This is a genomic window from Aeoliella mucimassa (assembly GCF_007748035.1).
GTDB classification, from domain to species: Bacteria; Planctomycetota; Planctomycetia; order Pirellulales; family Lacipirellulaceae; genus Aeoliella; species Aeoliella mucimassa.
On the sequence record NZ_CP036278.1, the window covers coordinates 6,278,630 to 6,303,889 of the forward strand.

Annotated in this window: 15 protein-coding genes; 7 read left to right on the forward strand and 8 right to left on the reverse strand. The window is 57.9% G+C overall.

Annotation, left to right across the window (positions count from 1 at the left end):
• The first annotated feature begins 443 nt into the window (after positions 1–443).
• From Pan181_RS26395 to Pan181_RS24680, 5 genes are all read left to right on the forward strand, one after another.
• Positions 444–821 (forward strand): NifB/NifX family molybdenum-iron cluster-binding protein, encoded by a 378-nt coding sequence (locus Pan181_RS26395; RefSeq protein ID WP_197528680.1) that lies wholly within the window; start codon positions 444–446, stop codon positions 819–821.
• A gap of 6 nt (positions 822–827) precedes the next feature.
• Complete coding sequence (locus tag Pan181_RS24665) at positions 828–1,289, forward strand: PaaI family thioesterase (protein WP_145251475.1); 462 nt, start codon at positions 828–830, stop codon at positions 1,287–1,289.
• Positions 1,290–1,301: 12 nt separating this feature from the next.
• Positions 1,302–2,144, forward strand: a complete 843-nt coding sequence (locus Pan181_RS24670; protein ID WP_145251477.1) for an MBL fold metallo-hydrolase — start codon at positions 1,302–1,304, stop codon at positions 2,142–2,144.
• A gap of 183 nt (positions 2,145–2,327) precedes the next feature.
• Positions 2,328–3,380: an NHL repeat-containing protein gene (locus tag Pan181_RS24675; RefSeq protein WP_145251479.1), complete on the forward strand. Its 1,053-nt coding sequence runs from the start codon at positions 2,328–2,330 to the stop codon at positions 3,378–3,380.
• A 6-nt stretch (positions 3,381–3,386) separates the two neighbouring features.
• Positions 3,387–4,682, forward strand: coding sequence for a LamG domain-containing protein (locus Pan181_RS24680; RefSeq protein WP_145251481.1), 1,296 nt, complete (start codon positions 3,387–3,389; stop codon positions 4,680–4,682).
• On the opposite strand, the gene Pan181_RS24685 is transcribed toward Pan181_RS24680, so the two are convergent.
• Positions 4,679–5,425 (reverse strand): sulfotransferase-like domain-containing protein, encoded by a 747-nt coding sequence (locus Pan181_RS24685; protein WP_145251483.1) that lies wholly within the window; start codon positions 5,423–5,425, stop codon positions 4,679–4,681. The genes Pan181_RS24680 and Pan181_RS24685 overlap by 4 nt on opposite strands.
• A 133-nt stretch (positions 5,426–5,558) precedes the next feature.
• Here Pan181_RS24685 and Pan181_RS24690 point away from each other — a divergent pair, with 133 nt between their 5' ends.
• Positions 5,559–7,094 (forward strand): BCCT family transporter, encoded by a 1,536-nt coding sequence (locus Pan181_RS24690; RefSeq protein WP_145251485.1) that lies wholly within the window; start codon positions 5,559–5,561, stop codon positions 7,092–7,094.
• Between the two features lie 1,363 nt (positions 7,095–8,457).
• On the opposite strand, the gene Pan181_RS24695 is transcribed toward Pan181_RS24690, so the two are convergent.
• The 7 genes from Pan181_RS24695 to Pan181_RS24725 form a co-directional block, all read right to left on the reverse strand.
• A complete protein-coding gene (locus Pan181_RS24695; RefSeq protein ID WP_197528681.1) occupies positions 8,458–8,919 on the reverse strand; it encodes an SEL1-like repeat protein in 462 nt (153 codons plus the stop codon).
• Between the two features lie 330 nt (positions 8,920–9,249).
• Complete coding sequence (locus Pan181_RS24700; RefSeq protein WP_197528682.1) at positions 9,250–9,804, reverse strand: VOC family protein; 555 nt, start codon at positions 9,802–9,804, stop codon at positions 9,250–9,252.
• Positions 9,805–10,617, reverse strand: coding sequence for a type VI secretion system tube protein Hcp (locus tag Pan181_RS24705; RefSeq protein ID WP_145252459.1), 813 nt, complete (start codon positions 10,615–10,617; stop codon positions 9,805–9,807). It lies immediately after the preceding gene.
• Positions 10,618–10,757: 140 nt separating this feature from the next.
• Positions 10,758–16,463, reverse strand: a complete 5,706-nt coding sequence (locus Pan181_RS24710; RefSeq protein ID WP_197528683.1) for a lamin tail domain-containing protein — start codon at positions 16,461–16,463, stop codon at positions 10,758–10,760.
• Between the two features lie 752 nt (positions 16,464–17,215).
• A complete protein-coding gene (locus tag Pan181_RS24715; RefSeq protein ID WP_145251491.1) occupies positions 17,216–21,157 on the reverse strand; it encodes a DUF4185 domain-containing protein in 3,942 nt (1,313 codons plus the stop codon).
• Positions 21,158–21,322: 165 nt separating this feature from the next.
• Positions 21,323–22,873 (reverse strand): hypothetical protein, encoded by a 1,551-nt coding sequence (locus Pan181_RS24720; RefSeq protein WP_145251493.1) that lies wholly within the window; start codon positions 22,871–22,873, stop codon positions 21,323–21,325.
• 81 nt (positions 22,874–22,954) lie between these two features.
• Positions 22,955–23,497 carry a sigma-70 family RNA polymerase sigma factor gene (locus Pan181_RS24725; protein WP_197528684.1) on the reverse strand — a complete coding sequence of 181 codons (543 nt, stop codon included), beginning with the start codon at positions 23,495–23,497 and terminating at the stop codon, positions 22,955–22,957.
• A 536-nt stretch (positions 23,498–24,033) separates the two neighbouring features.
• Between Pan181_RS24725 and Pan181_RS24730 the strand changes: the two genes are divergently transcribed.
• Positions 24,034–25,074, forward strand: coding sequence for a DUF1559 family PulG-like putative transporter (locus Pan181_RS24730; protein WP_145252461.1), 1,041 nt, complete (start codon positions 24,034–24,036; stop codon positions 25,072–25,074).
• Positions 25,075–25,260: the final 186 nt, after the last annotated feature.

Sequence of the window (25,260 nt, forward strand, 5' to 3'; positions counted from 1 at the left end):
ACCTGTGGCGGGGCAGGGCTGCGCCGCCTTTCTTGAGTGAAACAGATCGCCGAAGTTGCGACCAAACGGGTCGCGCTGTTGTGGCTGCTGACGATGTTGTGCATGGCTGTAACCGCACAGTGGCACCGCATCGCTCGGCCACCTGGGGAGCGACTAGACTCCACTCGGACATTCATCGCGAGCGTTCATTCACTTGCCCCTGGGATTGCTCGGCATCCTTACTTCGCACAGACATCGGTTGCTTGCTTCTGTGCGATTCGCGCCGAGCGACTGTGCACGGTGTGCAAACAATGGCATGCACTGCTGTCATTGCTTGCGATGCTTGTCGCAACCAGGGTCGACTATCCCGGCTACCGTCAGTGACACTACTCGGCAACTGCTATAAAATAAGTACAGTAATCGCCGCTGGTCGTCTCGCTTCTTATTGCATCAGGAACCCACTCGTGAAGATCGCTATTCCCACGGAGCAAGGGCAACTCTACGGTCACTTTGGCCATTGCCCGCAGGTCACGCTGTTTACTTTAAATGGGCTCGATGTGGTCGAGGTCGAGTTGCTCGATGCTCCGCCGCACAAGCCGGGGGTGTTGCCAACCTGGTTGCGCGACAAAGGGGCGACAGTTGTGATCGCTGGCAGCATGGGACAGCACGCGCTCGCGCTACTTGCGAAGTTTGGTATACGCACGATTGTGGGAGCCCCCAAAGCAACGCCCGCTGAGTTGGTCGACGCTTACCTGGCAGGCACGTTACTCGAAGGAGAGAACGACTGCCATCACGACCACCATCATCATGATCACGAGCATCATTGCGAATCGGAAAGGTAGCGTGCGGTGGGTTCCGAGACATCTCCTGACGAACTCCTTGAGCAAGCCCGGCAAGAGCAACACCCGCGATGCATAGTCTGCAGCGAGCAGCACACCTGTGGGTTGAAGGTCGAGTACGCTGCGACCGACGAGGGAGGGGTAGCCGCAACGTTCGAGTGCCTTGAGCAATGGCAAGGTTACTCGGGCCTGGTGCATGGGGGGGTGATTGCCTCGCTGCTGGATGGAGCGATGACCAACTGCTTATTTGCCGAAGGCATCGTCGCTTATACCGCCGATTTACAAGTGCGGTATAAGCGGCCGCTCCATGTTGGCACACCAGCACAGGTTGTTGCGACCGTCAGCCGGCGGAACCCACCGCTATTTGTGTTGAAGTCGAAAATCGTGCAAGAAGGTCGCGTGCGTGCCATCGCTACCGGCATGTTCATGACCAACGACAACCAGTTAAAGCAGCTTTGGAATGGCGACTGAAGCCCTCATCTCATGACTCACATCGCAATCACAGCACTGGTAGAAAACACCGCGAATGGCCAACACGTTCGTGGCGAACATGGCTTGGCGTTCTGGATTGAAGTGGACGACCAGCGTCTGCTATTCGACACCGGACAAACTTCGGAGACGCTCTGCCATAACGCTGCCTGCTTGGGTATCGACCTGCGAACGGTCAAGTCGGTCGTGCTGTCGCATGGCCATTACGATCACACCGGCGGTCTGAAAGAAGTGCTGCATCAGGCCACGCGACCGCGGCTGTTCCTGCACCCCGCGGCGTTGGAACCTCGCTACAGTCGTCGGAGCAACGGAACCACGTCGGCCATCGGCATTCGCGGCGGGCTCACTGAAGTCGACTGGCAGCGCCGGGCCGAGTTGGTGTGGACCGAGCAACCGACACAAATCCTGGACGGGGTGACGGTAACCGGCGGCGTGCCGCGCGCGACGGAGTTCGAAAACACCGGCGGCGACTTTTACCTCGACTCCGATTGCACCCGCATCGACACCATTCCCGACGATCAGGCGTTGTTCTTCGACACCGCAGAGGGAACCGTGGTGCTTCTCGGGTGCGCGCACGCGGGGGTGATCAACACGCTTGAGTATATTCAGCAACTCACCGATGGCAAACCACTGCACGCGGTGATCGGCGGTATGCATCTGCTAAACGCTTCGAGCGATCGGATGGAGCGGACCATCCGGTCGCTCACTTCGTTGGGGGTGCAGATGATTGCCCCGGCCCACTGCTCGGGAGGTCGCTCGGCCGCGCGGTTGTGGGCCGAATTCCCCGATCGCTGGGTCCCTTGCCCGGTCGGCACACGATTCGAGTTCCGCGCTTAAGGGGGGACTGAATCGCTGGTTTTCACCGCTAATCGCACGTCGGCGGCAATCTTTGGTTCCTCTCAGAAATATAAGGAAAACTATGCAACCGGCGGGTACAATGTTGCCCAATCGTGCGAACCGGCTCGGCCTGTTCGGCGATGGTTTGTCCCGCCCATTTCCTTCTCTCCCGTGATAGCCAGCATGAAGTTTACCCACGCCGCTGCTGCCCTGCTGTTGTTCGTCCCAGGTTACGCCGTAGCCCACGAAGGGGTGCACACCCACCCGGTCGCCGCCGCAGCGGCGGCCGACTACGCCGAGGCCCTGGCCGAAGGTCGCCCGGTGATTACCGGTGCCGGCGAGCATCGCTACCAACTCGACTACGACTGGCTTCGCAACGTCGAGGAGAGTTTCCACGGACCAACGCACGGCAGCGTGGTAGTGGATGCGGAGAATCGGGTATACGTGAGTACCGACGCCGAGCAAGGCATCTTCGTGCTCGACGCCGACGGCCAGCGGATCACCACGCTCGGTCCTGCGACGCAGTATCTACACTCGATGGTGATGACCAAAGAGGGGGACAAGCAAGTGATCGTCGCTGCCAGTCCTGGGCAAAAGAAGGTGTTGAAGATCGCCCTCGACGGCACCGTGCTGCTGTCGATTCCCAACGAGAAGACCGGCGAGGTCGATGGGGGCTTCGACGGAGTGACCAGCGTGTGCTTGCTACCCAATGGGCAGATCGTCGCCTCGTGCGGTTACGGATCGAACAAGGTGCACTTCTTCGACGCCGAGGGCAAGCACCTGGCCACGTTCGGCGGCAAAGGACAGGATCCCGGCGCATTCAATTGCTGCCATGGCCTGGCGTACGACGACCGCTTCGACGAGCCGCGCCTGCTGATCGCCAATCGCGAAGCAAGCCAACTCGAACACTACACGCTCGAAGGAGAGTTTGTATCGGTCTATTCCACCGACGTGTCGCGTCCCTGCCTGCCGGTGCTGAAAGGGGATTGTTGCTACGTGGCCGAGTTGAACGGGCGGGTGACCGTGCTCGACCGCGAAGGCAAGCTGCTCGCCCGCTTGGGAGAGAACACCAACAAGTCGGAGCAGGCCAACTTTGGTGTCGACAAAGCTGCCTGGCAACCTGGCGTGTTCACCGCCCCGCATGGTTTGGGCTTCGACGCCGATGGCGGCTTGTACGTGCAGGACTGGAACAAAGCAGGCCGGGTCACCCGGTTGCTGCCGATCGCAAGTGAGTAACCCACCATGTTCGACAATCACCGGCTCGCGTTCGCGTGGGTATGCCTGACCAATGCTTTGGCGGTCACGACTTTCGCGGCCGCTCCGGCGAGCCAGCGCGAGCGGGTGGAGCAGGTCACGCAGCTGTCAGGACTCGTTGCCTTCTGGGACTTCGTCGATCGCGAGCCGGACAGGCAGCGGCGTTTCGTCGCCCACGTGCCGGAGGGCGACGAGCGCTATCCCCTCGACGCAGCGAACTACGTCCGCGACTACTGGCAGCAGGGTCGCGAAGCAACGTACGACGACTTTCCGCTGCTCGGGCGTGGTCCGTTCGGGCAGGCGGTCCGCATCGTAAAAGAAAGCGAGCCCGACTTCCGCCCGTTCCTGTATGTTCCGCGAAGCCGACTGCACGATACCCCGCTCGACATCAAAGGCGATGCTCGATCGGTCACCGTCGTGGTCTGGGCGATCCGCGAAAGCGGCAACCACGCCCTGGCGGGCATCTGGCACGAAGGAACCGACCTCAAGCAACGCGAGACGGCCGGCATCGCCAAGGTGGAGCGAGGCCAGCGACAGTACGCCCTGTTCGCGGGACTCAACTACTCCGGCAGCGCCTGTGGTCACGTGTCGGAGAACGGCGCCGGGTCGTTCCTCAACAAGTACGCGCTGCACAAGTGCAATTCGGCCGCGCAAGTGCCGGCCGTGTCGGCCGACTCTCCAGCGGACGTGCTCGACCACTCCTGGCACTGCCTGGCGATGACGCTCGACCATTCCACCGAGCAGCTCACCGGCTGGGTCGACGGCAACTCGGACGATCGCTGGCTGGAGCGTCCGAAACGCGATGGCCTGATCGGCTCGGCTTACCAAGCCTACATGCAAGGCTACTACGCCGGGGTGCCGGGCCTGCAGCAGGGCGAGGACCCGTCGTTTCCGGCCGATCAGTACTACAACCCGCCGGAGGACACGCCGGTAGCAACCAAGGTGCTAAGCGAGTCGCCGACCGAACGGACCGAACAACGCGAGTACGCCTACACCAAGGTGGAGCTCACGCTTCGCCGGAACGCTCAGGGAGCGTGGGACGAAACCGATCGCGAGCTCATTGCGTTGCGACTGAACCCCTGGTGGTATCCTCACAGCATCTATACCCCTGCCGACGACGATACCGGCGGACCCTTCACCATCGGGCGGGTGATCCATAGCGGTCGGAGCGTCGGCTTCACCGGCTGGATCGGCGGAGTCGCGGTGTTCGACCGGGCGCTGACTTCCACCGAGTTAGCGTTGCTCGCCGGCATCGCCAAGCAGCCGATGGTGTCAGCCCCTTAGAGAGCTTCATCGGCGACGATGCGGTGCTGGTGCATCTCTTCGTAGTAAGGCAAATGGTAATCGTAGTACTCTGCAAGCGTCGGATTGTTCTCGACGGTCTGCTCGTACTCGGTATTCTCGCGATGCAGCCCCTGGCTGTTGGCAACCTCCTCGTGCCAGCCTTGCCATTGCTGCCATTTGTCGTGCTGCCCAGCCGACCAGTTTAGCGACTTGGCATCGAACGCGATCTCGAGTCGCTGGCAAAGCTCTGAGAGCACGCTCGTCGGGTGGGCGACCAGCGTTTCGGCGCACACCACGATCGGCATCGAACGCTGAACAGCCTGCACTTGGCGAAAGATGCTGGCCTGCTTCTCGTAGCCGATTTCCTCGAGCGTCACACAGGGGTTCTTCGCAAAGTGCGACGCGATCGTCGGCTTGGGATCGCGAACCAGGAACACATGCGTCATCCGCTGCAACAACGGCTGATCGGCCTTCAGATGGTCGTGGCAATGGTAGCACATGTCCTTGAAAAACAGGTCTTCGTCCTGCACCAGCCCGAGCAGCCGATTGCGGATGGTTGCGTAGTCGCACGATTCCTCCGCGTCCAACGACGACTTCACCGCGGCCGCGCGCTGTTCGTGCTGGTAGTAAAGCGCAGCGAACGGTTCGTGGAGCACATGAAAATCGCCTCGTTCGATGAACACACGCTCCAGCGCGGTAGAACGCGATCGTGGGTGCGCCCAGAGGGCGATGAGGTGGTTCATGGCTTTCTCCCGTCTCGGCAGCTATCTGAAAGTTCGCGCGGTTCCGCAAGCAGTCGCCTGCTGCGGGTCGATCCGTTAGACTAACGGCAAACACCGGCCGATTGAACCGTTCCCCCGCAAAAACTAGAGGGTCATGAATTCTCCAGGAATCGTTGAGAGACTCTCCAAACTGCTTCGCCTGAAAGCAGACCCTGGAGTATTTTTTACCTCTGCATTGCTCATTGCGATCTTCGTACTCTTCGGCGTCGTCTACACGAAAACCGCCACGCAGGTGTTCGGAACCGCCCAGTCGGCCATCAGCGACAGCATGGGATGGTTCTATCATCTGACTGTCACGCTCTGCTTGCTGTTCTGCCTGGTGCTTTGCTGCACGAAGTATGGCAACGTAAAGCTCGGCAAGCCCGACGATCACCCGGAGTTCGGATACCTCACGTGGTTCTCGATGCTGTTCAGCGCCGGCATGGGCATCGGCATTCTCTTTTGGTCGGTCGCCGAGCCGATTACTCACTTCGAGAATCCTCCGGTTCCCTCGTCCACGGTCAACCAAAAAGCGCACCTGGCCATGGATATCACGCTGCTCCACTGGGGACTCCACGGGTGGGCCATTTTTGCTGTCGCAGGGCTCGGCATGGCCTACGCGGCTTATCGTCGCGGGCAACTGCTTACTTTCCGCGCGGTGCTCTATCCTGTTTTCGGCGAGCACACCAACGGGCTGCTCGGCAGCATCGTGGATGTGTTCGCCATCCTTGGCACCATGTTCGGCGTTGCTACGAGCCTCGGCTTTGGAGCGCAGCAAATCAACGCGGGCTTGAATCATCTGGTTGGCATCCAATCGTCTCTTAGTACTCAGTTAATGCTTATTGCGTTTATCACTGCGATTGCGACCGTGTCGGTCGTGAGCGGGCTCGATCGAGGCATTAAGTTCCTCAGCAAACTCGCAATTTGGCTCGCGCTGCCTCTCTGGCTATTTGTGCTCATTGCTGGACCGACCGGCGTAGGGCTCGAGTCGATCGTTTCCTACGGAGGCAATTACCTTCAAGAAGTCGTCGAGCACTCGCTTGTGTCGAGCTTCGGCGGTTCGACAACCTGGCAATCGGACTGGACCTTGTTCTATTGGGGATGGTGGATCGCATGGTCGCCTTTCGTCGGGTTGTTTGTCGCCAGGATTTCCAAAGGGCGCACAATTCGCGAGTTCCTGCTCGGCGCGCTCATGCTCCCCACGTTGGTCACCTGCGTGTGGTTCTGTGTGTTCGGCGGCATGGGACTCGATCGCATCGAACATGGCGATAGCGAACTGGCCACCGCGGTGGCCGACAACTTTGCGATTGCCATCTTTGTGTTCTTTAGCGACTTTCCGCTCCCCACATTGCTATCGATTGTGTCGTTGCTGGTGATCATTGTGTTCTTTGTCACTTCGTCCGATTCGGCTTCGCTGGTGATCGACTACATCGCCTCCGGCGGCGATCGCAACCCACCGAAACGGCAACGCGTATTCTGGGCGACACTCGAAGGAGTGGTCGCCGCAGTGCTACTACTCGGCGGAGGAATGGCACCAATGCGGGCGTTCCAGATCATGACCGGATTGCCACTAGCGGTGATCCTGCTACTCATCTGCTACTCGGTCGCCCGCTCGCTCGTTCGCGAAGAACCAGTGGTCACTCAGACCTGACCCGAGAGACCAGGCTACCCCGCACAGGGGGGCCAAGCTTTCCACGCTCGGAGGGATAGATTCCCAACGCACCGAATAGATTCCCACTGTTGGGCAAATAGATTCCCAATTTACCCACCGATGGGAAAATTGAATCTGCGCGTACTCTACAAAACCAGTGGTTTTCGCACCCGAATAGATTCCCATTTCCCAAAACGCATCGAGTGGGAATCTATTTTTTCGCTGGGAATCTATCGCAAGTCTTTGATAGGTAACAAGTTGCATCAATACCTCCATCGAAAGTGCCCAAAATAGATTCCCATGGGTGGGTAACTATTTGTGGGGAGGATTCAGGATTCGGGGGACAGGGGGCAGGGAATGTCATCTTGAAGGAGCTTCCGGCGACTGAAAGATCTCAGCCCGCCATTTCGAACGCGTCACCAACGAGGGACTCGTAGGATGGGACCAGGAGCGACAGCGACGCAGCCCCATCCCCTGCATTACCCACCCGCGCAGCAGCGAACGCAACACAAGTGCCATCGCGGTCAGAGACCGCTCCTACAGCACGCTTGCGTGGTAGATGGTTTCAGTGAATTTCATGTTCACTCGGTTACATCTCTCCATCCTCCAACAACGGACTACTGACCACAAACAACGGATAGCACACCAACTGTCCATTAGAACACCACAGGTGGCCAATTCCCAGCGAAAAGTGGAGAGAATAGACGGGTCGCAGAAGAATGTAGCACCACTCTCCGAGTGGTATGCAGGACGCAGCGGCCCGCCATTCTGACGGGCATTCGGTGCAATGGCGTTATCCAGTTCTTACGATTCGGAGAATCGTGCTACGATGGCTCCCGCCAGCATCTGACAGGCCTCCATGACGAAAGGTGGGCGAAGCCCAAGAGGCTATCCCATCCGTGACGATCCGTGTGTATCCGTGGCTAGAAGGAAACCGTTTCTCACGTCCCAGACTTCGCGCTAACGCCGATCCGTAGACGGGGTTCGTTGGCTGCTCAGTTCTTCGAGGTCGCGACACCCCACACCAAGCATCCAGCCCACTGCTGGTCATTGGGTAACGTGGCGACTCATGATCAAGCCATTGCTACTGCCATGCGATCTCGAAAGGCAGTCCGCGACATGCCAGCAGTGGCACCGAAAAATGAATGGCTAACAGTGCCGGCCTGCTGTGGGCACCGCACTGGTACGGCTAATTGACTGTTGGGCAACTGAGCAAACGATCCTGGCCACGGAGGGCCACTTTTTTACCTGGCGATTCGGTCTTTATCGTTCAGCGGTTCTTCGCTTCTGATGACCTCGCCTTGGCGTGTTTCGGAACTTCAGTTTTTGCAGCAGTTTGTGGCTCGGACGAGCTTTTTGCACCCTACGGAAGTTCGACAACTGCGCAATTGTGACTCCGCAGTATTTCCGCCATTTCTTTTGCCCGTTCCGGGTTGAGATGAGACGGACTCGTCGTATATGTCGTATACAGATCGTTGGCAGCGAAATAGTAACCGGCTGCCAACGCATTCTCATTCCACTCGATGCATTTTTCCATATCGGTTGGTGCCCCTCCCCGTCCAACTTGAAAATAAACAGCAAGGTCATGCATGGCCTCGCCGTCACCGCTCATAGCCTCTTGAGTCAAATGTTTGAATGCTATTTGATGATACTCACTTGGACTCTTGATCGAAGTTAACAGTGCCATCTTGTCTTCTTCCTCAGATAGTAGAATTGCAAAGTGAACTTCAGCAAGCTGCATCGCCGCTCGGCCATTTCCAGCTTCGACTAGCTCTTTGAGTATGTTGATATGCATCAGAATCGCTTCGGGCGTAGCAAGACTCATAACGTCTATGCTCAGCGATGGATGACAAGCGCTCATTTGCGTGATCCTTGGCGAACCTGAATAGTCTGACCCAAAATGTGTTACAATAGTAAGAGAAAAAACTCAATGCAATTGCTTACTTAATAACATCACCGGTATAGTTGGTCGGTGGGGGGGGTGTCATCATCGGCCCAAACACAGTCCTCGATTGTCGTCCATCCTGGAACTACACGTACTTTATCGACACAACCACCTTTTTGGTATCTCCAAACCGTGAGCAGCCGAAGGACCGCACTCTGCACCAACCTCGCTGACGCGCACTCGGTGGAGTCAACGATCACGACTCGCGGGCTATTCGCTTTTCGGCAGGTTCAGTTGCCAGGAGACGCCGAAGCGGTCGGAGACCCAGCCGAACTTTTGGCTGAACCCGTAGTCGCCGAGCGGCATCATCACCTTGCCCTCTTTCGAGAGTTCGGCGAAGAGCTTTTCGAGCTGCGGCTCGTCTTCGCAATCAACGAACAGCGACATCGACGGAGTGAACGTGAAGTCGTGATCGGCGGGGCTGTCGATGCACATCACCCGCTGGCCGGCGAGCGTAAAGCTGGCGAGCTTCACCGTGCCTGGCTTGCCCATCTCGTCGGGCCCGTACTTCTCGACCGACTCGATGGCCGCATCGGGAAAGAGCGACAGATAGAGTTTCATGGCCTCTTCCGCCTGACCTTCGAACATCAGGAACGGAGTAACGCGGGTCTTGCTGGGTTGCATCGCAGAAACCTGATCGTTGGGAGCGGTTGGTGCAGAATTCGGCGTGTCGGAATCGGTCGGCGGCGCTGCAGTGGTTTGGGCGAGCACGTAGCCAGCGATCACTACCATTCCAACGCAAACAAGAATATGGAGAGTCTTCATTCAAACGACTCCTGCTCGTGAACGACGGATGCCGAGCACCACTGCGAGGCCCAGCGCACCGATTGCCAGCGACGCGGGTTCGGGCACCGATTGCGAAGCGATCGACGTCGCTAGCGAGCGGCCCAGGTTGTCGCGCCAGAGAGTGTAGTCGCCGAGGTCCACTTGCCCGTCGGCGTTGCCATCCGCGCCCGAACCAATCGGCACGGTGATTCCGCCGAACTGATCTTTCCACTTATCGTAGTCATCGAAGTCGACCACTCCGTCGAAGTTGTAGTCGCCGGGCAGGGTTCCTGCGGTGAGCGCGGAGACATTCGTGAAGTCGTAGTTCACCTCGATGGTCTCCACCAAAGCACCCGTGCGATCGTCGTACACAAAGTGATTCAATGTAAGTTCACGCGTGGCAATCGTGCCATTGATCCGGGCGGGGGCACCACCGGAGTAGAGCGTGGATAGCGAGGGGGTGATCGCTTGCTCAAACTCGTAGCGATCGACAAGCTGCCGGCCATCGAATTGCTCGATGGTGAGGGTGTCGTACGTCATGCCGCGCAGCAGGTTTTCGAATACGTAGGGATACGCGCTATCGGCCACCATGCTGAATTTCATCGAGGCCTCGACTCGCCCTAGTGCTCCTCCATCGAAGTTGCGCGAGATATCAATCTGAAAACTCGCGAGGTCCGACCAGCCCTGGTGCTCGGCATCGGTGCACTCTCCGTCGATTCCGTCGAACTTGATGTAACCTACTGCCTGAACGACTGGCGACCATACGACTGTAAGCAACAAAGCGATCAGCAGCGTCGGACCGTAACTGCGCATAATGCTTATCCTTTTACTCGTGATTCCGAGAGAACAACCAGGCACGCTGCCAGATAGTGAGACGGGCCTAAGAGTATAAGCGCCCTGGTGATGGGCGTTAAGCACAAATTTTCGTGGCGGCGAAACTTCGCCCGCAAACACTAAGCCTGGTCGAGCCAGTCGAAATTAACCGCCAACGCCCCGCGGCGAGCGCGTGCGGTGGTTGACTCAGTTGGTTGGTGCTGATGCGTTGCCTGCTGCAATTGAGTTGAGGTCGCTGCTGGGCGAGTGTCGAATTGGTGCCGACGGAGTAGTAGCAGGTTCTGTTGCTCGTAGTCGGCAAACGCCTGATCGAGCGAGTTCTCGGTCGAAGCATTGCTCGAACGATGCGAAGCAACGCTTTGCTTCGCATTCAGATACATCAGCGGTTTGGCGATCGGAGTTGTTTCTATCGACGCAACATCCTCCGCAGCGGTGCTGTTGGTAGCGATAGTGGGTGCTGCAGTGGTTGAGGAGTCCGGCGCTTCGGTGCTAGGGGTCGCTGCGATGCTAGCAATTGCTGCCTCGGTAGCGTCGGTGCTGGGGGACGCGATCGGTTGCACCACCGGTGCGACTGCCGCCCCCAGGTTGTCGCGCCAGAGGGTGTAGTCGGCCAGGCTCACCGTTCCATCGGCGTTGCCATCGGCGCCGAACCCGGGAGCCACCTGGCGGCCGAATTGCGACTTCCACATTGCATAGTCGTCCATGTCGACCAATCCGTTGCGATCGAAATCGCCGACGATGGTCGTGACGGAGAGTGCGCCGGGGGTGCCATTGACCTCGGTGCTCGCCCGCCAGTTCGCGGGATCGTCGAGACTCGCCAAGGGGTCGATGACCTCGAGCGAATAGCCACCTGCAGCGTTGGGCCAGGGACTCATGACCTCGTAGGCGAAGTCGGCGATCACGCTTCCATCGGCAGCCAGCAGCCGCACTTGTTCGCCATCGCCGGAGAGGTTGCCGGTGAACTCGCCAGCCAAAGCAGCGGAGTCGCCATAGCGAGACCGGAACAAGTCGGCATTGCTCGCGACCACGATCGTTTGCCCCGCCGCCAGCGAACTTTGCCACGGGAAGGCGAAGTCGATGCCGTCGTCGAACACCAGCCCGCTGAGGTCGATGGTCTCGTTGCCAAAATTGGTAAGCTCGATGAACTCGAACGACTTGCCGGTGCCGCCGACTTCGCCAACGGTGGTGTCGCCGCCGGTGGGGTCGAAATGCAACTCGGTAATGCGAAGCGTTGCTGCCGAGGCAGGCGTGTAGTCGGAGAGTTGCACCCCGCCGATCTCCGAACCATTGGGGCCGGTGCCGATGGCTGGGGAGCCAGGCAGCAGCGACAGGTCGTCGATCGCAACGTTGCTGAACCGCGGGTCGTCTGTCGTCAGATTGCCGGTGCCGTAGCCAGTGAGTTCGGCCGGCACGATCGAATGGTCGATCGTCAGCTCGGTACTCGCGACGATTCCCTCGATAGCGATGGGATTGTCCCAGAAGAGGACTCCGTCGAGCGCTGCTCCCCGCCCTGGGCCGAGCACGCTGGTTCCACCGGGTTCTTCCAGATGAATGCCGCTGTAGGTCGATTGATAGAGCGTGTTGTTGATCAGCGTAGCGTACGAGAGATCCTTGATCAGCAGGTGGTGATCGTTGTTAATGAACACGTTGCCAATCAACGTCAGGTTACTCGACACCGCTTGCCCTGAGACCGACATGTACCCGGTCGAGACCGCGTTCGAAGTGGTATTGCGACTGGTGTTCAAGTGGAAGTTCATGAACGTGTTGTTTTCGAGTAATACCGGGAAGCCATCGGTATCGACCCCATCGTCGTAGCCGCCGAGGAAGGTGTTGCCACGGAAGATGATAGTCGCTGGGGTGAGGGTACTATGGCCAAGGTCGAGCACGTCGTCGCCGCTGCTATTAAAGCCGAACGTGTTATTCTCGAATACGAGTTGCTCACCTTGATCGAGCCCGAGTAGATGGACGGTTTCGTTGCCACCGATGCCTGGCAGGTTCGAGTTGGTGACCACCAGCGTGGGGTGTACCAAGTCGAGAATTTGCTCATTGATGTTGAGCCAATTCATGTGGTCGATCGTCAACCGGCCATGATCGATATCGATTGCCTGACCGGTGCCGCCGCCGGCGTGCTGGTCGACGTAGGTAAGGCGATTGTCGAGCTGAGTGTCTTCGAACGTCAGGCCGTTCCAATTGCTTCCATTTTGGTTAGGATTCGTTGCAAAAGTAATGTGGGCGTCGGCAGTTCCTTCGGCAATCAGCTGCCCATCTGCGGCTACGGTGAGCCCGGTATTATCGCCGAGAAACACGCTCACGCCGGGATCGATGGTCAGTACTCCACCATCCCGAATCACCAGATCGCTCGTGACGAAATAGGGACTATTCGCCGCGGTCCAATGTTGCGGGGTGGTGATATCGCCGCCGACGGTCTGCCCGCTCGCGTTGTCGTACCAAACATCGACCCACGTGGTGTCAAGCAAATTGCCGGTGCCATTGGGGCCATCGAAAGCTTGTACCTCGATGCGGTTCACCCCCACGACTAGCGGCACTCCGTCGGTGGAGGTCGGCGAGCCTTTGACGCCGGTCAGTTCGACATCCATTCCGATATCGCTGCTATTCAGATCGTCCTGATGGATCTCCACCGCCAGCACGTTCTGTCCTTCGACGAGCAGCGAGGGATCGATGCTGTACTCAAAGAAGGTCTCTTCTTCCCCACCATTCACGTTGCTATTCGCGAACGTGGTTGAGGTGATCTCGCCGGCCGGCATGTTCGATCGAATGACCTCCACTCCATTCAAGTAGACCACGGCACCGTCGTCGCGGAGCAGTTGCAGCGTGAGCGAAGAGTAAGAGGTCGCTTCCGCGACATCGAACGTGGTTTGAAAATAGGTGGTCGTGTTCTTCTGCGTGCCGGAGGTATTGGGGTCGATGTCGACATACGGAACCACCGTGGTTTGGGTGTCGCCGTAGCCAAGCTGCGAAGGGCCGGAGTTCGGCCAGTGGAGGTTGTCGGTGCGCCAGTCGTTGCCCGGCGAGGTGGGAGCGACCTGTCCTGGATTGAGATAGTGCCAGATATCGCCGCTGGCGATGAACTGATCGATGGAGCCGGTCGAGTTACCGACGGTCCAGCTGCCAGTGGTTGCGTTGTACTGGGCAACCACACCATTAGCGGTTACCGACTGGGTGGCAGACAGCGGCGCGGTGCCATAGATGGCGACGTTGTCGAACGTGGTGTGAGCCAGGCCTCCCTGAGTAACCAGCGGTGCTTGGGCGGTGAGCGGCTGTGTGATGAGGTCGAGAATGTACTCGCGGCGAGTAGCCATGAACGACTTCATCTCCGCAATGCGATTGGATGGAGCAAAGCCGGTGAGGATGTCGTCGAGCAGCGGGTCGAAGTTATGCTTGGCAAACGTGGTGGTCAGCAACTGCTCTAGCTTCGCGTGATAGGCCGGCAAGATCTGAGGATCGTGCAGAAAACGGCTGACCACCGGCAAGTTGGCCGCCCGATAGATGCTGCTGGTCGGCGAGCCCGAGGTGTCGCCTTGCCCGAGGATGGTATCGAAGTCGTGAGGAATCAACCGAAACCGCGGATCGCTTTCGCCGCGGTACATGATGAAGTCGTCGCCGACGCCGGTAGCGAGCGAGGTTTCTTCGGAACTGAGAATAGCGACCGTGGCGAAGTAATTGAGCCAGGAGTCGATATCCACGAGCTGCGAAACGCGGGCGTAGTAGGTTTCGTCAGGCTCGTAGTTAAGCACCTTGATCAATTCAATGATGTCGCTGTAGTCGGCCTCCGAAGCGTTGGTTTCCTTCTGATAGAACGCCGCGTAGTCGAGGGGGTCGTCGCCGAGATCGCGAAAATCAGCGTGGGCTGATCCGCTACTGTCGCGCACTGCTTTATAAAGGTTGCCCCCATCGTCGTCGGGATAATGATTGGCCACCAGTACCGAGTCGGTCGCTTCGAGCTGAACGTAGACTCCATACGAAGGGGAGCCTGCGTACGACAGGTCAGTACCATTCACGCGCACTTCGACCGCCTGCGAGTCTTCGGCCACTCCGCCGGTGGCTTGGAATAGCTTGAGTCCCGCCAGTTGCGAATGGGTGTATTGGGTGTTCAGGTTAAACGCTTCGAGACCATACCAAAGGTTATCGCGGGGAATGTCGACATGGTAACTGTTGGGTTGGGCCAGCGCGCTCGACTCGCCTCGATTGCGAATACCGACCTGATAGCGATACTCCACTCCACTCGGAGTAACGGAGATCAGTGTGCCATTCATCCTGGCGTGGCTGCGACGGTCGCTCGAGGTCGAACCAATCTGGGCGAGCTCGGCCCGCTCGGCCTCGGTCATGATCAATCGATAGGTCGAGCGATCTCCTTCGCTTGGCAGATTGCTCGGGTCGAAGCTATCGTCTACTTGATAGAGCAAATTGGTTAGTTGCTCGCCACTCGGCTGCGTCGCGGCGGGATACATCCGCGTGTTGCCCGCCTGGTCGGTCGCTGCAACGTAGAACTCGATGATCGTGCCATCGCTCATCGCGGGGATTTGGGCGGTAAACACAAGATCGCTGGCGGCAACGTCGGGCCCGAGTCCGTTGTCGGCCATGGCCAGCACCTGGAAACTCGTGTCGCCATCGACGCGCCAGTAAAGGTTGGCCGAAAGTCCCGTATTGAGTTCATCCACCAATCGGGCGGTGATGCTTACGTCCTGTGTCGAACTAGGTATCACTGGGTAGTGGGCGACGTCGAGCACCAGCGGGGCTGTGTTATTATCGGTATCGTTCACGGAGTTCACACTGCCAGGCGTGCCGCCGACATCCAGGCTAGCTTGCCAGTTTTGCCCCGAGTCGTTCCCCAGAGCAAAACTCACTAACTCAAGCGAGCTGCCATTGCCATCGTGGGCATCGCTCCAGACCCAGCCGGTGTGATTGTAGTCGAGCGGTCCCTCTTCGCGAGCCGCCCAATCGCCCTGGTCGGTATAGCTCACGCTATCAACGACTATACCGGCAGCATTAGCGACCGAAATCGTTTCGCCCCGGTTCGAGAGATGTCCCTGCCAGCCACCGACGACGTTGGTGACCGTGGGATACAATTCGGCAAACGCCGTGGGATTGGCGGCCACCACCAGGTAGTCGCCCGCTGTGAGCGTGATGTCAGGCAACGTGTACTTTACCCCGCTATCGATGGCCCAGTTAGCGAGGTTCATGGACGACGCACTGGTATTCACCAGCTCGATGTACTCGTGGTCGGTCAACTCCGACGACGGATGGTACATAATTTCGCTGATGAGAATCGTAGCTGGGACCACCGAAGTGTAATCGTTCGCGCTGCCTGGCGTGGGGTTCGTAAAGTAAGCGGTTCCTCCACCACCGTCGAGTCCGTACGACACGTCAGCCGACTGCTGGGGATAGCTGGGAGCGAACTCCGAAACCACTTTGCCCGCGGCATCAGTAAGCGCCAGGTACTCGCCACCGGCCGAAAGGGCGAACGTGGTATGGCGATAGCCCAGCGGATCGATGAAACCCGTGGCCGTTTGGTTCGAAGCAAATACCAACAGGTAAGCCTGCGGAGCTAGCTCGGTATCGGGGAAGGTCCACTTGGTGGGATTCGAATTGCTGTCGGTCAGGTGCCAGCCACCAAGATCGATGGTGTCGTTCGTTGGATTGTGAATCTCAATCCAGTCGGAGCTAGCTCCCAAACCATCGAGAATCGTCGAGGAGTTCGAAGCCATGAACTCAGTAATCAGCGGCTGCGTCGAGAGCACGCAACGTTGTTCAAGTGTTTCATGGCGCAGCGTCCGACGACGTTGGTTGCCTTTTCGAAGTTCCATTCCGGTTACCAGTAGGTTCGATCTTAGGTGCAATGAGTGCACGTCCATGCGTAGGATGAGCTGCCGTGGCGTACAGAGAAGAGAAGGGCAGTTTCTTCGACGCACGTGTCGCAACTTCCCATTATGCCGACGGGGTGAAATCGGTGCAATTCGTCGGCGCTCGCAATGCTGGCTATCGGAGACAAGCTGCCTTTCGCCGCAAAGATGATAGGCAGTCTCAATTTGGCAGCGCCCGCGAAGTCGCGTTTCTCCACTCTCTTAGCATGCTTACAGCAAGCTCAATACCCTCAGAAAAAAGTGGTAACTAACCGTATCGCTGACTCTGCTGGCGGTAAGCACGTACAACATCGCCATAGCTGCTAAATCAAAGAAGACCAGCTGCAATACTTTGCAGATCAACGAAAGCATGAGTAGCGGAAATTCGCCAGATCGGTTGGTTCACAGTCGTTTAGCTTTGACGCTTCGTCGGCAAGCCCCTCGAAAGCTTCGTCGCGAGCCAGCACAAGTGGACTCGAAACGCTGTGACGCATTTCAGGTACTATCGGTACGACGGGTGGGGAGAGGGGTGTGCCAACCAATGGCGTTCCGACCGCATGGGTCGACAGTGAAACAGCAGTCGAGTCTTTGGAAGAAGTCGTACTTTTGATGCTGTCAAAGGCCGCGATGTTGAAACTGGCAGCCAGTCTACTCGCTTCATCATTCACTTGTTGAACCGACTCACTGGCAAGCAAACTGGCAAGCGAAGCAGGTGGCTAATCGGATATCGAGAAGTTGTCCCAGGTCGCTACGGATGAGAATGCTCGAAGTCCTGTCGTACCACTGCCGTACGTCGCATCGACCACCGCGAAGCAAGGAGTGGTCATGTCGTCGAGATAGACTTCAATCAAGTCGCCCTCGGCAATTACTTTAAGATGGTAATTTTGCCCGGCGACAATCGGCATAGTTGCCGATGCCAGCAAGGCCCAGCTCCCTTGATCCATCCTCCCAAGCACCACGCCGGTGCCAGGCTGGATGCCAGCATAGTAGCCCGCGAACTGATCGGTTCCAGTGTGGTATTCGCTGCCCCGGAATAACAACCCTGCGTCTCCCCCGCTGGCGGTCACGTCGACTTCGACGCAGGTCGTCTCGTTCACCACACCGAGAGCCACCGCTTTGGCCGAGCTTCCAAATGCTGCTTCCACGCTCCAAGCACCATTGTCCGATGACCAATCGCCATCGTACGTTATCCACTCCACCGGGTCGCCATCGGTAAACGAATCGACGTACTCGTGCGTCGTGTAGGGAGAGAGGTCGAGGAGATTGGGCGTGAGGATGTACTGAATGTTGTAGAAGGTTTGGTCTTTGCCTGGACGATTCGACAGATACATGCCATCGCCGTCGGCGCCCGAGGGACCAATGTCGGAGAAGCCGACGCTGTAAACACCATTTTGCACTGTGTCTTTGTGCAAGTACGGCATATAGTAGTAGGCGGTTTCGGCTTCAAAGTCGATCGGAGGATAGCCAATCACATTGGCTTCTGGTTTGGTCCAAGGTCCGGTCGGCGACGACGCGAACGACGCTCGCCAACTGCTGCCGACAAAGCCTGAGGAAATGGCCACATAGTTCTCGGGACCAATTCGGGCGACCGACCACATGCCATCGAGGTTGGCAAGCTCGACGGCCGCGTTGCGGTTCGTGCTCCAAGTGGAACCGGTCCAGTACCGCCAGAGGGCGAAGTTGCTGAAGCTCCCTTTCGGCACCCGGGCAAGCTTGTGATCGCCTGAACCGCTGGTACCGCCAAACACATACAGGTACCCATCCCCTGCGTCGAGCACTTTGTTCATGTTCCACACCGTGTTCGCTGTGTAGCTTTGCACGGTAAGGTCGGGCAGCGACAAAGTCGCGATCACACTGCGGACGAACGTCAGCCCGCTGACTTCATGCAGCACGACCTGGAGACGATCGCCTTCGACGAACGCATCGTTGGGCCAGTAGAAGTTGCCGCCAGAAGGAGGCACAAGCGACGTTTGCCCCGGTGTCCAGGGAGTGAGGGTGTCGCCGTCCTGGATGATCAGGAAGTTACGCACAAAGCCTTCGGTGCCACCGCTATTGTCATACGGATTGTAGTGGCCGGTGTAGGTGTCGTTGTAGAGCCAGACAACGCGACCATCGGGCAGGGGGACCGAAATGTTATTGTCGGTGTTCATCAGCTGCCCCGACGCCCCGGCCGTCTGGCCCCAGCGCCAGAGATAATAGCGTTCGGGGTCGATGCGAGTACCAGTATGGTCGGGACCGCTATGCGTATCGTAGATCTGCAGTTCGTCCAGCGCGTAGACGGCCTTCTCGTCGAACGAGATGGTGACCGTCGTCAGCCCCTCGGCCTTGAACGCAAAGTGGTACCCCTCCCATCCATTCGACGAAGGGTCGAACGAGGCCGGTTCGTACTGAATCCCTTCGCTGGTTACCTGAATGGTCATGCCAGCTCTGTTGACATCAGTCTGGGCAAACCACCGCAGCACGTACGTTTCCTTTGCATCGGCATAAAACGTGGTACTCAGGTTCGGCGACGTGGTCCTGCCGGCCGAGGCGACGGAGATGCGCGCGTAGCGGGCGCCGACGTATGCATCGCTAGTTGGCAAGTTCGTCGAAGTGGTCGGCGTTGCAAACGCGGCTGATCCAGAACCTTGCGAAGTGCCCCATCCTGTAAATCCAGATTCGAAGCCATCGTTTGGATGCAAGTCGGCCGAGGAAACCGAGAATGACAGCCCCGCATTCGTGGCCATGGTCGCCGTACCATAAGCACCGATGGCGGTCACGCGAAGATAATATTCGCCATTGGAAAGAATGGTCGACAGTCCGTAAGAAAGTGCGGTGGTCGTACTGCTCTCGACCAGATTTATGAATTCCGGATCTGCTGCGATCTCAATTTCGTAGGAGAGAGCGTTCAGCGACTGCTCCCATCTGATAGTCGGTGTGTTATCGGAGCTTACACCCGATGGACTGGTGATCGAAAAATCACTGGGGGGCAAATAGCGGTCGTCGACCGCTCCCAAATTGTCGCGCCAGGGGGTATAGTCGGCCAAATTGACCACCCCGTCCCAGTTGCTATCGGCGGCCAACTGCTGCGTCGAACCAAAGGTCGCTTTCCACACCGCGTAGTCGTCGCTGTCGACCACTCCATCAAAGTCGTAGTCGCCGACCAACCCGTACGCTTCACGCGCTAGCGACGTAAAGTCGGGCGTTAGTTGCTCGGGCGAGCCATAGTAGGTGCTGCCAGTTGCAGAAATCCAAAGATCGAGCCGCTCGCCGGCCGCCAGCTGCATTGCAGGCAGATAGACAACATGGCGGAGTCCATCGGACTCGTAAATCACCTGATCGGTCTCTGGCAGCACAAGGTCGGTGGCTCCCGATTCCACCACCACTCGGACGTTGGCAAACGCTTCGAGTCCCACGTAGTCGGTCGCGACATTGCCCACCAAAGAACTGCCAGCCAACTGCATATGCAATTCACCGGTAGCCACTTGTTCGATCCGCAAGCTTGCGCTCGTGCTGGTATCCCGATCCAACGCATAGAACTCTAAGTCGCCTATCTGCAACGAGTCACTGCCCGCTTCGCGGAGCGTCGGGAACACGATGCGATAAGTACTAAACGACAGCGAGTTGTCGACTTCGATGAGGGAACCTTCCGTCGAGCGCTCGCTCGGCAAACTTAGCGTTCCTGAATCGATGTAGGTCCACGATTCGTCGGTGCCCGCGCTATGTTCTTGCGAAACGATGGTTTGATGGGTGCCGTAGAGCACCCAGGACGAGGGATCGCTGCCAGGTGAGTCGCTGCTGGTGGTAACGCGAAACGCGGCTACGACAGATGGACCTGCCGAAGGGGTCACAATCAGCCCCGCGTATTCGGCTCCGCTATTCGAGTACGAAGTGCCCGCGTCACCATCCACTGCATTAGCGGCCGAGTCGGTCGAAGGAGAACTACTGGTACTGGTGCCGGTGACATCCTGAATCGCCAGCAGCGTTGTCGCGGATGGCAACAGATTCGCGCCGGAACCGTCACTACTACTGAAGAGCTGCATTTCTGCCAGTTGCATCTCGTTGTACAAAATCCCATTCTTGATGGTGGGAAACACCATTTTGTACGAATGGTAGCTCGTCGAGTTTCCTATCGCGACCACCGCCGAGTCCGTATTGCGAGCATCCGGCAGTGACAGATCGCCCGACGAGATCTCGATCCACTGTTCACTTCGTCCATTGCTGTGCAGACTGGTGGTAATCGGATCGTTGGTTCCATAGATCACGTACGACGCCGGATCGCGCCCGGCATTGTCGTTCGCCGTGGTCAGGCGGAAGCTCTTCACCGCGGTAGGCGAAGCGAGGGTCGCGATGAACCCGGTGTTCGTTTCACCAAAGTTCAAGTACTTGGTACTGGGATTCTCATCGGCGAGATTTGCGACTTGCTCGCCATCCGGCGAGCGGCTATCGGTGACCACATCGAAGTCGATGGCCAACACGTCAGCCCCTTGCGACAGTAGACCCCCGCTCGCTGGCAGGTCGACCGATACGTTATAGAGATCACTCCACTCGGGTGCCGGCGACGCCGCAAGGTCGCTCAACTGCAACGCAAAGCTAGTATCGCCTGCTAGTAGTTGTCGGGCTTCGAGGTACTCGAATATCAGCTTTCTCGCCCTTGCAGACGTAGTATCTCTCGACATGCCATTCTGTTCCGAAAAGAGTCAGACACTGCGCACATGGGTGCCATCGTGAGTACGAGGCAGACAGCGGGTGACAAGCACAACGAACAATCGCTACGCCTCAGCGGCAATCCGAGTCGTCGCGACGCGCGGTGTGTTAGGTTATGAAGGAAGGGGGCCGACGACTCAGTTCTCGAACCATCTGGCGTGAACTTGGATGTCGTTCCAGTCGACCCCCATCGGTCCCTCAGGGCTATCTTCGAACCCGATGCACTCCCAATGGTCGTCTTCGCCGTTTAAGCGATATGGCATTTCGACCCAGGTATCGGTCTCATCGTACCGCCCCGCATGGATGGCGTAGCGTTTGACGGTCGAGGTATTGTTCTTGATGACGTAGATGCCTCGCATAGAGGTCTCGTTTGGCGAATCCAACGGCAACGACTCTTTGCCGACTGCGTCGTCGCGCCAGATAATGGACTGCGTATCCTGTTCGACGATCAACGCCGAACTGGGGATGCGTGCCGAGTCGCTCACCAGCAGCATGACTTCTTGACCTGGCTTCACATGGAAGGGATGCCCAGGCTCGGCGCCGGTGAAGGTTGGCAGGTTCGCTGTTAACGCAGGCAAGTAAAAGACACTGGAGTCCATCGTTTGCCGGGTGCTTGAAAACGGGGCGAAGTGCAGCACCGCGCACACGTCGTTAAAGTCCTGGTCGCGTCTAGTCTCGTCGACCTCCTCGCCGAGATAGCCGCTGTCGTCCCAACCCAGCACAAGAAAATCGGAGGATTCGTGCAGCAGCTTGTAATCGCTTTGTTTCCAGCCAGCCGAGGGATTGCCAAGGTTCACATGCGAACCAGCGAAGAGGAAGTAGCGAGATTGGGCCCGCTTGTTCTCCAGGGTAATAGCCCCAATGTTGCCGTAGCGTCGCCAGGAGGTGTCGGATTCGGTCGGCAGATTGTTGAACGAGAACGTATCGCCTGTCATCCGGCCGCGGGAGTCGAGTTCGACGATGCCGAGTGCATTCTGGTTGCCCGCGTCGGCATCCACTCGAACATCCATGCGATATCCTGAAGCCAGTTCGACCACGTATCCCCGCTCGCGTCCTCCTGGTGAGCGATCGATCCAGGCATTGCCACCGACCAGTCGTTGCACGGAAGCTTGGCGAGAGTTCGTCGTACTGCCTGGCAGCATGACGCGAGTGATCATCTCAGTCTTCGTGATCCGGCTTAACGTTGCAAGCTGCTGGGGATCGTTCACCAGCAACGTTTCGGAAGACTGACCGTGGGCGCCAGGCGTCTCGCCAGCCGCGTGAGCCAGCGAACGATCACTGGGGGCGTGCTGCGAACCACCTGGCGAAAGAACAGAATACACTCCCACGGCTATCAGCAGCGAAGCGGCAAGCGTCGCCACCCAGAAGGCAATCGACTTCCAATTTGTCACACCGGAAGTCGCCTGACTGGTACCTTGCGGGGTTGCGGCGTCCGCTTCGACTAACTGCTGGATGAGCGTTGTTGTATCGACAGGTTCCGAAGCAACCAGCGGGGTTGCATGATGCAGGCCGCCGCTCAGTTCGTACCGCATGAGCGTGTTGAGCTTCAGTGCATCGGTGTAATAGGCTTGCAGTTCGGGATTGTCGAGTAACAGGTCCTCTAATTCCGCCATGCGCTCGGCCGACAGTCCTTCGTCGAGGACCTCGGTGATCACTTGGTTCAAACGTTCTTTGTCAGATTTGGCCATGAATGGAGGAGTTTATGTTTGCCAGCTGCACTCGCTGTAGGATCGCCTGTTCCGATCGGAGTGATGGTTTAACGGAGCAAATTAAGAGGGTTCAGTAAGGTTGTCCTGAATGCATTCTTGTAGTGCTTGACGGATTCGCATGAAACGCACTTTAACAGCCGATACTTTCTTGCCAAGTTGTTGGGCAATCGCCGCCAGGGTAAGTCCCGACTCGTACCGCAAACGAAGCATTTCCAAATTGGGCTGACTCACCCCCTTCAGGCAATGCCTGAGGGCGACCTGAGCTTCGGTTTCGTCGCGTTCTTGTCGCCGCTGAGTCGCCAGTTGGTCAATTAGCTCCTTGCTAAAGCAATGTCGGTCCCGCGCCCGATCGCGGATGAATGCCTGCACTTGCCAGTAAGCTACCTTTTTCGCCCAAGCGGTAAAACAGGTACCTGGCTCGAATTCATCGGCCTTTCGCCAAAGCACCAAATTGGTTTCTTGCAACACGTTGCTAGCAGCATCGGGATCGGCCAACAGCGCGGTAATGTAATTCAATAGCGTCAGCTGCTCGCCTACGAGCAACTGGACAAAGGCCTCGTCTTTGCGGCCTACTACATTGTCATCGGTACCGCCCGTTGACATCGTTGCCATCCTGCATTGTCTGATTCTAGTTTTGCAAAAACTGCTTGTTTTCTAGCTGATTCCACAAGCATTCGCCCACCCACCGGCCGACAATGCTGAATCCTGCAGAAAAGACGGGGGGATGGACTGCATAAGATACCACGAGCAGCCCTAAGGGTTACATTCTCGCAGCTCAGCGACCATCGGTTCGGCGATAGATGGGAATAGCCGATTTCGGGAATGCGCGGGGCCGCATGTAACCCTTCTCCGCCCGAGTGGTATTTGATCACCGAAAGGCGGAAGCTTCCTTCTGGGAAACTCTCCTCAGTGACGATGTGAGGCCCACAGAATGCGGGCGAATTCTGCGGGACTTGCCTACCTAATTCCAATACTTGTCCGGTTGTCCTCAGTACGCGCTCCAGGCGGTAGCACGTTTAAGTGAAAATGCGTGGCGTTCGACACGAGTCGATCTGCCAAACGCATGTCTCTTCTACGATACGAAAGCGTGCACGCGTGCGAGAGGAGCGCTAGGTGGAGTCAAGAAAGGAACCAATGACATGACTTGCTTCACACCCAAGAAGCCTAGGGGATTTACCCTCGTCGAACTGCTCGTAGTAATTGCGATTATTGGCATTCTCGTCGCACTCTTGCTTCCCGCTGTGCAAGCAGCTCGCGAAGCAGCTCGCAGATCGGCATGCACCAACAATTTGAAGAACCTCGCACTGGCGATGGTTAACCATGAATCGGCCTACGGATCCCTTCCCTCGTCGGGCTGGGGTGGTCACTGGTCGGGGGACCCCGATCGTGGTCATGGCAAAAACCAACCTGGCAACTGGCTCTATAGCATCCTCCCGTTTATCGAGCAGCAGCAGCTCTACGATATGGGACACGGACAAACTGGCCAGCTCCGCAAGGACCAACTAGCGGCCCGCGATGGCACCACCCTGTCGGTGGCCAATTGCCCCTCGCGCCGTAACGGAGGACCTTACCCGTCGGGCGCCAGCTTGATTTCGGGCGACGGCACCGGCCAAGCCTCCTACTACACCAGTCCGCAGGCAGCCCGGGCCGACTACGCGGTGAACGTCGGCGATGAGACCTTGTTCGACGACCGCTGCTTGTCGATCACGGCGGATCAATACGACGACGCCGTACTGCCAAACTTCCCTCCCAAGGCTAGCCAGTACTCGGGTATTTCGTTTTGCGGTACGGCGGTTAAGCTGCGCCAAATCACCGACGGGTTGAGCAAGACGATTGCCCTCGGCGAGAAGTTCGTACCTTCGACCGTTTACGAAAACGGCGACTACTTTGCCGCCGACGATTGGAACATGTATGCCGGGTTCCAAGACGATATGGTTCGCAGCACGTTTTATAACGCCCGCGAACCTTCGCATACGCCGGTTCAAGATGATACGAACCTGAGTTCCATTGATGGTAGCGTTGCCCGCGAGCTGTTCGGCAGCCCTCACCCGGGTGGATGCCTGATGGCGATGTGCGATGGCTCGGTAACCGTTGTGAACTTCGACGTCGATGCGGAGATGTTCCGTCAGATGGGCGATCGCGCCGACGGGGGAACGATCAAGGTGATCGAGCGACGTTAACACAAACGAACAGGGGGGGTCGCGACATTCGCGTGTGCCCTGGCAAATGACATGCGATAAGGCATCGACCAATCCAATGTGGTCTCGCCGAATTGCTGCTGGATGGGCAGTACGGTGCGTTACCGTGTCTGGCAGCAAACGCGGCATCGGCGCTCAGTCCGACCCAGTGTCGGCTGGGCGCCTTTA

Bases quoted from the DNA above. Each gene is read 5' to 3' on its own strand.
- Pan181_RS24725 (WP_197528684.1), bottom strand. From the start codon at position 23,497: ATGTCAACGGGCGGTACCGATGACAATGTAGTAGGCCGCAAAGACGAG.
- Pan181_RS24670 (WP_145251477.1), top strand. From the start codon at position 1,302: ATGACTCACATCGCAATCACAGCACTGGTAGAAAACACCGCGAATGGC.
- Pan181_RS24690 (WP_145251485.1), top strand. From the start codon at position 5,559: ATGAATTCTCCAGGAATCGTTGAGAGACTCTCCAAACTGCTTCGCCTG.
- Pan181_RS24675 (WP_145251479.1), top strand. From the start codon at position 2,328: ATGAAGTTTACCCACGCCGCTGCTGCCCTGCTGTTGTTCGTCCCAGGT.
- Pan181_RS24715 (WP_145251491.1), bottom strand. From the start codon at position 21,157: ATGTCGAGAGATACTACGTCTGCAAGGGCGAGAAAGCTGATATTCGAG.
- Pan181_RS24710 (WP_197528683.1), bottom strand. From the start codon at position 16,463: ATGGAACTTCGAAAAGGCAACCAACGTCGTCGGACGCTGCGCCATGAA.
- Pan181_RS24720 (WP_145251493.1), bottom strand. From the start codon at position 22,873: ATGGCCAAATCTGACAAAGAACGTTTGAACCAAGTGATCACCGAGGTC.
- Pan181_RS24685 (WP_145251483.1), bottom strand. From the start codon at position 5,425: ATGAACCACCTCATCGCCCTCTGGGCGCACCCACGATCGCGTTCTACC.
- Pan181_RS24705 (WP_145252459.1), bottom strand. From the start codon at position 10,617: ATGCGCAGTTACGGTCCGACGCTGCTGATCGCTTTGTTGCTTACAGTC.
- Pan181_RS24730 (WP_145252461.1), top strand. From the start codon at position 24,034: ATGACTTGCTTCACACCCAAGAAGCCTAGGGGATTTACCCTCGTCGAA.
- Pan181_RS24680 (WP_145251481.1), top strand. From the start codon at position 3,387: ATGTTCGACAATCACCGGCTCGCGTTCGCGTGGGTATGCCTGACCAAT.
- Pan181_RS24700 (WP_197528682.1), bottom strand. From the start codon at position 9,804: ATGAAGACTCTCCATATTCTTGTTTGCGTTGGAATGGTAGTGATCGCT.
- Pan181_RS24695 (WP_197528681.1), bottom strand. From the start codon at position 8,919: ATGAGTCTTGCTACGCCCGAAGCGATTCTGATGCATATCAACATACTC.